General features: G+C 72.9%; 5 protein-coding genes and 1 pseudogene. 5 read left to right on the top strand and 1 reads right to left on the bottom strand.

The features are described 5' to 3' along the window. Window positions 1-1,094, bottom strand: a pseudogene (locus JZ5iCDA_RS03850) (hypothetical protein); the annotation flags it as partial. A gap of 262 nt (window positions 1,095-1,356) precedes the next feature. On the opposite strand from JZ5iCDA_RS03850, the gene JZ5iCDA_RS03845 reads away from it, so the two are divergent. From JZ5iCDA_RS03845 to JZ5iCDA_RS03825, 5 genes are all read left to right on the top strand, one after another. Continuing rightward, window positions 1,357-2,091: an HdeD family acid-resistance protein gene (locus tag JZ5iCDA_RS03845; protein ID WP_069385938.1), complete on the top strand. Its 735-nt coding sequence runs from the start codon at window positions 1,357-1,359 to the stop codon at window positions 2,089-2,091. Window positions 2,092-2,353: 262 nt separating this feature from the next. Further along, window positions 2,354-3,997: an ABC transporter substrate-binding protein gene (locus JZ5iCDA_RS03840; RefSeq protein WP_069385937.1), complete on the top strand. Its 1,644-nt coding sequence runs from the start codon at window positions 2,354-2,356 to the stop codon at window positions 3,995-3,997. Between the two features lie 94 nt (window positions 3,998-4,091). Then, a complete protein-coding gene (locus tag JZ5iCDA_RS03835) occupies window positions 4,092-5,195 on the top strand; it encodes an ABC transporter permease (RefSeq protein WP_069385936.1) in 1,104 nt (367 codons plus the stop codon). Between the two features lies 1 nt (window position 5,196). Beyond that, window positions 5,197-6,348, top strand: coding sequence for an ABC transporter permease (locus JZ5iCDA_RS03830; protein ID WP_083259633.1), 1,152 nt, complete (start codon window positions 5,197-5,199; stop codon window positions 6,346-6,348). Then, the gene (locus JZ5iCDA_RS03825; RefSeq protein ID WP_069385935.1) at window positions 6,345-8,075 is read left to right on the top strand and encodes a dipeptide ABC transporter ATP-binding protein; all 1,731 of its coding nucleotides are present in this window, start codon (window positions 6,345-6,347) and stop codon (window positions 8,073-8,075) included. Before JZ5iCDA_RS03830 ends, JZ5iCDA_RS03825 begins: the two co-directional genes overlap by 4 nt. Window positions 8,076-8,091 lie beyond the last annotated feature (16 nt).

Here is an 8,091-nt window from a genome sequence, read left to right as displayed (position 1 = left end):
CTCGGCGCGCCACCGCCCGGACCGGCGGGCGCGGGCTCCGCGCCCCCGACGGACCGGCCGGCCCCGAGGTGCTGACGGGCGAGCGTCGCGTCGGCCGTGAGGACCGTCCCGGCGTCGTGCGAGGCGCCCGGGGCGCGCAGGACGCCGATGTGGACCTCGGAGGTGACGTGCCCCTCGGCGTCGAGCTCGGTGAGCGGGTCCTCCGCCGCCTCGGCGAGCTCCTCGTCGTCGGTGACGTCGCGCACGCGGACGAGGGCGAGGGGGGAGAAGCCGGCGCGGCGCACACCTGCGACGAGGTCCGCGCCGTACGCGCGCTCGCTGCGCACGCCCGACGCGTACCGCACGGCCATCCCGGCGATGCGGCCGAGGAGGAGGGCGATCGCGATGCCCGGCAGCGAGACCTGGCCGGTGATCAGCACGACGCCGATGCCCACGAAGAGCAGGTTCCACGACCAGGCGATCGTGCGGCGTCGCGTGCGGGTGCCCGCGGCGGTGAGCAGGCCGGCGAGCGCGGCGACGTAGCCGGGGATCGTCAGCCGCCACGCACCCCGCGTGAAGACGGACAGGCCGCGCACGAGCTCGTCGGAGCCCCAGGTGCGCACGGCCAGCACGACGACGACGGCGAGGAGCAGGCCGAGCGCGGCCGCCACGATCGCCTCGACGACCTGCCGCCCGAGCCGCCGGATCCCGAGCTCCACGAGCACGGCCGCCGGGACGAACAGCGTCAGCAGCCCCTCGAGGACGGCGACGGGGATGAACAGCACCTGGTACAGCAGGTCGGAGAAGTTCCGCACGTCCTCCGCGACGCCCTCGGTGGTGCCGTGCGCGAAGACCGACATGAGCATGAGCAGGGCGGCGCCGAGCGCGCACAGGACGAGGTTGACGAGGTCGCTCGGGTGCCGCACGCGCGACTCGGTGGTGTCGACGATCCGCACGGTCCTCGCGTCGGTCCGCACCGGCCGCGACAGCAGCGACTCCAGGGCTCCGGTCGCCGGGCGCGCCTCCTGGGACGGCGGCAGCGCGAGGCTGCCGACCTCCACCACGGGCCCGGTGGGCGGGTGGCCCCCGGACGGCTCGGGAGCGGGCGAGGACATGGCTGCGAGTCTAGGGCGCCGCACTGGGAGAGGCGCGGTATTTGGCCGTTTCCTCCGCGCGTTCGGCGGGTGGCGGCAGAGGCGCCGGGACGCCGTGACGGTGTGCTTTTGTCCGCTCCATCGCCCTTTGGTCCTGAATGTCTCACCCGCTCTCGTGCCCTTCCCGGTGGGTCTCCCGGCGCGCGAGTGTGACGGAGCCCTCCCTAGCATGGGAGCGCTCGCGGGGGCCGAGAGCCCGGCGGGCCCGGACGCGGGAGGTGGCATGGCGGCGGAGACCGAGGAGGCGGCGCGCGAGCGCGACCCGTTCCGGCGGGTGTGGTGGCTCCCGGTGGCCCGGGGCGTCGTCATGGTCGTGCTCGGCCTCCTGCTCATGATCGAACCGCTCGAGCGGCTCGCGATCCTGCGTCTCGTCCTCGGCGCGTTCCTCGTGGCCGACGGCGTGCTGGTCGCCGTCCAGGGGTTCGTGCACCGCAAGCAGGTGGGGTCCGCGTGGTGGCTCGCGCAGGCGGGCGTCAACGTCGTGTTCGGCGTGGTCGTGGCGGTGTGGCCCGACCTCACGCCCACGGCCCTGTACTACGTGCTGTCCGTGTGGGTGCTCGTGCTCGGCATCACGACGATCGCCGGCGCGGCCGCGCTCGCGCGCAACCGGGACCTCGGCTGGGCGTGGGTCCTCGCGTTCGGCATCGTCTCGGTGCTGTTCGGGGTCCTGCTCGTGACGCGGCCCCTCGACGCGTTCGACGTGCTGCGCCTCGTCGCCGTCGTCTTCGCCCTCTACGCGTTCGTCGCGGGCTCGATCCACGTCGTCTCGGGCTTCGCCGTCCGCGCGGTCGCGCGCGAGCTCGCCGACCTGCGGGCGCACGCCGCCGCGGCGGGCGTCGTCGTCACGGGCGGGTCCGTGCTCGGTGCGGCGGCCGCGCGGCCCGACGTCGTGCCGCCCACGGCGCACGCCGCCACGGACGACGAGGACCCGCCGCAGGAGGGCTCGACACCCGCGTAGCCCGGGCGAGGGGGCGGGACTGTACACCCGACGCCCTGTGGGTGCGGATGTGTCTCACGTCACGACGACGACCCGGGGCGGCGGGTTACGACCGAGTAACGGACGCGTCGATATCGCCCGCTTTATGCGTCTTCTGACACATGCTCGACACAGTGGCGTGCTAGAAATCACCGCACTCCGCCACCAGGCCGGGGTCCTGGTGCGTGCACCGTCGCACCACCTGCGTCTCGTACCCCGAGAACTTCTGAGAAAGAGGTACACCATGACAGCGATGTCCCGGAGGCGGCTCCTCGCCGCGGCTGCCGGCGTCACGGCGGCGACGCTCACCCTCACGGCGTGCGGCGGCGGTGGCTCCGACGACGGCGGCGACGGCGGCAGCGCGAGCGGCGGCGGGTCGCTGACGATCGGCACGACCGACAAGATCACCACGCTCGACCCGGCCGGCTCGTACGACAACGGCTCGTTCGCGGTGATGAACCAGGTCTTCCCGTTCCTCATGAACACGCCGTACGGCAGCCCCGACGTCGAGCCCGACATCGCGGAGTCTGCGGAGTTCACCGCGCCGACCGAGTACACGGTCACGCTCAAGCCGGGCCTGAAGTGGGCCAACGGGAACGACCTCACGTCCTCGGACGTGAAGTTCACGTTCGACCGCCAGCTCGCGATCGCCGACCCGAACGGCCCCTCGTCGCTGCTGTACAACCTGGACAGCGTCGAGACGCCCGACGACACGACCGTCGTCTTCCACCTCAAGAGCGAGAACGACCAGCTCTTCCCGCAGATCCTGTCGAGCCCGGCCGGCCCGATCGTCGACGAGGACGTGTTCGCGGCCGACGCCCTGACGTCGGACCAGGAGATCGTCGACGGCAACGCGTTCGCGGGCCAGTACGCGATCACGAGCTACGACTTCAACAACCTCGTCACGTACGAGGCGTACGAGGGCTACGAGGGCCTGCTCGGCCCGGCGAAGACCGAGAAGGTCGCGGTCAAGTACTACGCCGACGCGTCGAACATGAAGCTCGAGATCCAGCAGGGCGACATCGACGTGGCGTGGCGCAGCCTGTCCGCGACGGACATCGAGGACCTGCGCGGCAACGACGACGTCAAGGTGCTCGACGGCCCCGGCGGCGAGATCCGCTACATCACGTTCAACTTCGACACCCAGCCGTTCGGCGCCGCGACCCCGGAGGCCGACCCGGCCAAGGCGCTCGCCGTGCGCCAGGCGGCGGCGTCGCTCATCGACCGCGAGGAGCTCTCGGAGCAGGTCTACAAGGGCACCTACACGCCCCTGTACTCCTACGTCCCGGCGGGCCTGACGGGCGCGATCGAGCCGCTCAAGGAGATGTACGGCGACGGCTCGGGCGCGCCCGACGCGGCGGCCGCCGAGCAGATCCTCGCGGACGCGGGCGTCCCGACGCCGGTCACGCTCAAGCTGCAGTACTCGAACGACCACTACGGCCCGTCGTCGGCCGACGAGTACGCGCTCATCAAGGACCAGCTCGAGAAGGACGGCCTGTTCACGGTCGACCTGCAGACCACCGAGTGGGTCACCTACGCCGAGGAGCGCACCGCCGACGTCTACCCGGCCTACCAGCTCGGCTGGTTCCCGGACTACTCGGACGCGGACAACTACCTGACGCCGTTCTTCCTCGAGGAGAACTTCCTGGTCAACCACTACGCCGACCAGGAGGTGAACGACCTCATCCTCCAGCAGGCCGCGACCGCGGACGCCGACGAGCGGACGGCGCTCATCGAGGAGATCCAGACGAAGGTCGCCGAGGACCTGTCGACGCTGCCGTACCTGCAGGGTGCGCAGGTCGCTGTCGTCGGTGCCGACGTCGAAGGGGCCGAGGACACGCTCGACGCGTCCTTCAAGTTCCGCTACGCGGCCCTGTCCAAGGGCTGACGGCGCCGCCCGGCCTCCCCGCGCACGTCGCGGGGAGGCCGGGCTGCTCCCGTGCCCACGGACACCCCCAGGAACCCTGCGACGAAGAGACGACATGACCACCACCACCGCGGACCAGCAGGTCGGCGAGGAGAAGGCGGCCGCACCGCGGGCCGCCGGGCGCCGCCGCCGACCGGGCGGCGGGCTCGGGAGCTACATCCTCGTGCGCGCGCTGCTCATCATCCCGACCGTCTTCATCCTCGTGACCACCGTCTTCGTGGTCATGCGCGCCACGGGCGACCCGATCACCGCCGCGCTCGGCGGCCGCCTCACGCCCGACCAGCTCGCCGAGCGCATCGCGGAGGCCGGCTACGACCGGCCCGTCCTCGTGCAGTACCTCGAGTACCTCGGCGGGATCGTGCGCGGCGACTTCGGCACGACGATCAGCGACAACCGGCCCGTCACCGAGGTCCTCGCGACCTACGGCAGCGCGACGCTCGAGCTCGCGCTGTACGCGCTCCTCGTCGCGTTCGTCGTCGGCATCCCGCTCGGCATGGTCGCCGGCTACTTCCGGGACCGCGTGCCCGACGCCGCGCTGCGCATCGGCGCGATCCTCGCCTACGCGACGCCCGTGTTCTTCGCGGGCCTGCTGCTCAAGCTCGTCTTCTCGGTCTGGCTCGGTTGGCTGCCCGTCTCGGGACGCGCGTCGACCGACGCGGAGATCGAGATGCAGATGCTCGCCGACCCGACGGGGTTCTACGTCGTCGACGCGTTCCGCACGGGCGACCCCGAGGTGATCGGCGACGTCCTGTCCCACGCGGTGCTGCCCGCCGTCGCGCTCGGCCTGCTCACCGCGGGCGTCTTCCTGCGCCTCGTGCGCACCAACGTCATCGGCACGCTGTCGACCGACTACGTCGACGCGGCCCGCTCGCGCGGCGTGCGCGAGTCACGCCTGGTCCGCACGCACGCGTGGCGGCCGGCGCTCATCCCCATCATCACCGTCATCGGCCTGCAGGTCGCGATGCTCCTCGCGGGTGCCGTCCTCACCGAGACGACGTTCGAGTGGAAGGGCCTCGGGTTCCAGCTCGCCGAGTACCTGCAGGCGCGCGACTTCGTCGCGGTGCAGGGGATCGTCGTGCTCATGGCCGTGATCGTCGCGGTGACGAACTTCCTCGTCGACGTCGTCGCCGCGCTCATCGACCCGAGGGTGAGGTACTGACATGGTCGCCGAGACCAGCACCACCTCCGGCGGTCTCGCCGGGACCGCCGACGCCGCGCCGGTCGCCGCGCGCGACCGCGGACCGCGGTGGAAGCGCCTGCCCGTCGTGCACCAGCTCCGGCAGAGCGTCGGCCTGCAGCGCGGCATGCTCGTCACGGGGCTCGTCATCACCGGGATCTTCGCCCTCACCGCGGCGCTCGCGCCGCTGATCGCCCCCTACGGGTACAGCCAGCTCCGCACGCCGGAGGGCGCGTTCGGCGCGCAGCAGCCGCCGTCGGCCGAGCACCTGCTCGGCACGACCGTGGGCGGCTACGACGTGCTGTCGCGCGTGATCTGGGGGGCGCAGACCGCGATCCTCGTCATCGTCGTCGCGATCCTCGCGTCGATCGTGGTCGGCGTGCTGCTGGGGCTCGTGTCCGGGTACTTCGGCGGCTGGGCGGACCGCCTGCTCGTCGTCGTCGCGGACGCGGTCTACGCGTTCCCGTCCCTGCTGCTCGCGATCCTCATGGCGATCGTCATCTCGGGCGGGCAGTCGAACATGTGGGGCGGCATCCTCGCCGCCGCGCTCTCGATCACCGTGGTGTTCGTCCCGCAGTACTTCCGCGTGACGCGCGCCGAGGTGGTCCGCATCAAGGGCGAGGCGTTCGTCGACTCGGCGCGCGTGCTCGGCACCCCGCACCGCCGCATCATGGTGCGCCACGTGCTGCGCAACGCGACGCGCACCCTGCCGCTCATCGTGACGCTCAACGCGTCCGAGGCCATCCTCACGCTCGCCGGCCTCGGCTTCCTCGGCTTCGGCATCGAGCCGACGGCGGCCGCCGAGTGGGGCTACGACCTCAACAAGGCCGTGTCCGACGTGACGAGCGGCATCTGGTGGACGGCGCTCTTCCCGGGCCTCGCGATCGTGCTCGTCGTGCTGGGCATCACCCTCGTCGGCGAGAGCCTCAACGACCTCGCGGACCCGCGCCTGCGCTCGCGCCGGGCGTCGGCCGAGGTGTCGGGCGAGGTCGCCGAGACGTCGGTCGTGCCGGGCGGGACGCTCACCGCCGGTCCGGCGGGGCTCGACGACCTCGAGGGCTGGGCCGCGCGCGGCGACGGGGAAGCAGGGCGGCCCACGAGCGGGCCGTCGGACGAGACGGAGGGCCGGCGATGAGCGCCGCGACGGGGACGACCACTCCCACCGGGAGCGCCGCGCGCGGCCCGGTGGTGACCATCCAGGACCTGGCGGTGTCGTTCGCGACGGACGCCGGCGCGGTCCGCGCGGTCGACGGCGTCGACCTCGAGGTCGCGCCGGGCGAGGTGCTCGCCGTCGTCGGCGAGTCCGGCTCGGGCAAGTCCGTGACCGCGAAGACGATCCTCGGGCTGCTGCCGTCCACCGCGACGGCGCGCGGCGCCGTCGTACTGTCGAACAAGGCCGGGACGGCCGAGCACGACATCGTCGCGCTCGACGGCGAGCGGCTGCGGCAGGTGCGCGGCACGGACGTCGCGATGGTCTTCCAGGAGCCGTCCGCCGCGCTGAACCCCGTGTTCACCGTGGGCTGGCAGATCGCCGAGGGACTGCGCGCCCACGGCAAGGTGTCGCGGCGCGAGGCCCGGAAGCGGGCGATCGACGTGCTGCGACGCGTCGGGATCCCCGATCCCGAGACGCGCGTCGATCACTACCCGCACCAGTTCTCGGGCGGCCAGAAGCAGCGCATCGTCATCGCGATGGCGCTCGTGCTCGACCCCGGCCTCATCGTCGCGGACGAGCCGACGACCGCGCTCGACGTCACCGTGCAGGCCGAGATCCTCGACCTGCTGCGCCGCTGCCGCGACGAGTTCGGCACCGCGATCGTGCTCATCACGCACAACATGGGCGTCGTCGCGGACCTCGCCGACCGCGTCGCGGTCATGTACCAGGGCAAGGTGGTCGAGCAGGCGACCGCGCGCGAGCTGTTCGCCGCGCCGCAGGCCGACTACACGAAGCGGCTGCTCGCCGCCGTGCCCCGCATCGGCGAGGGCGTCGCCCGTGCGGAGGTGCGCGCGTCCGCCCGGCCCCGCGGCTGGGAGGCCGCGGAGCCGGTGGTCGAGGCGAAGGGCCTGACGATCTCCTACCCCGGTCGGCTGCGCCGCCCGGGCTTCACCGCGGTCGACGACGTCTCGCTCACCATCCGCCCGGGCGAGGTGCTCGGGCTCGTAGGCGAGTCGGGCTCGGGCAAGACGACGATCGCGCGCGCCGTCGCCGGCCTCACGCCGGTGAGCGGCGGGTCGCTGCGCGTGCTCGGCACGGAGATGAGGGGCGTGCGCCCCAAGGAGCTGCGGCCCGTGCGGCCGCGCATCGGGTTCGTGTTCCAGGACCCGGCGACGAGCTTCAACCCGCTGCTGACGATCGCGGACTGCGTCGCGGAGCCGCTCGTCGTGCACGGGCGCGCGGCGTCCCCCGAGGACGCGCGCGGCCGCGTCGACGAGCTCCTCGAGGCGGTGCAGCTCCCGCGCTCGTACGGCGACCGGTTCCCGCACGAGCTCTCGGGCGGCCAGCGCCAGCGGGCTTCGCTGGCCCGGGCGCTCGCGCTCGACCCGGAGCTGCTCGTCGCGGACGAGCCGACGTCCGCGCTCGACGTGTCCGTGCAGGCGCGCGTGCTCGAGCTGTTCGCCGAGCTCCAGCGCGAGCTCGGCTTCGCGAGCCTGTTCGTCTCGCACGACCTCGCCGTGGTCGACCTCCTCTCCGACCGGATCGCCGTGCTGTACCGCGGGCGGCTCGTCGAGGAGGGCACGGGCGAGCAGGTGCTCGGCGACCCGCGCGAGGAGTACACGCGGCGGCTGCTCGCCTCGCTCCCCGTCCCGGACCCGGTCGCGCAGGCCGAGCGCCGCGAGGCCCTGCGCGAGCTGCGCGGCGCCTGAACCGCCGCGGGTAGCC

The organism is Cellulosimicrobium cellulans (assembly GCF_001722485.1).
GTDB classification, from domain to species: Bacteria; Actinomycetota; Actinomycetes; order Actinomycetales; family Cellulomonadaceae; genus Cellulosimicrobium; species Cellulosimicrobium cellulans_A.
This window is presented reverse-complemented; position numbering and strand designations above follow the sequence as displayed.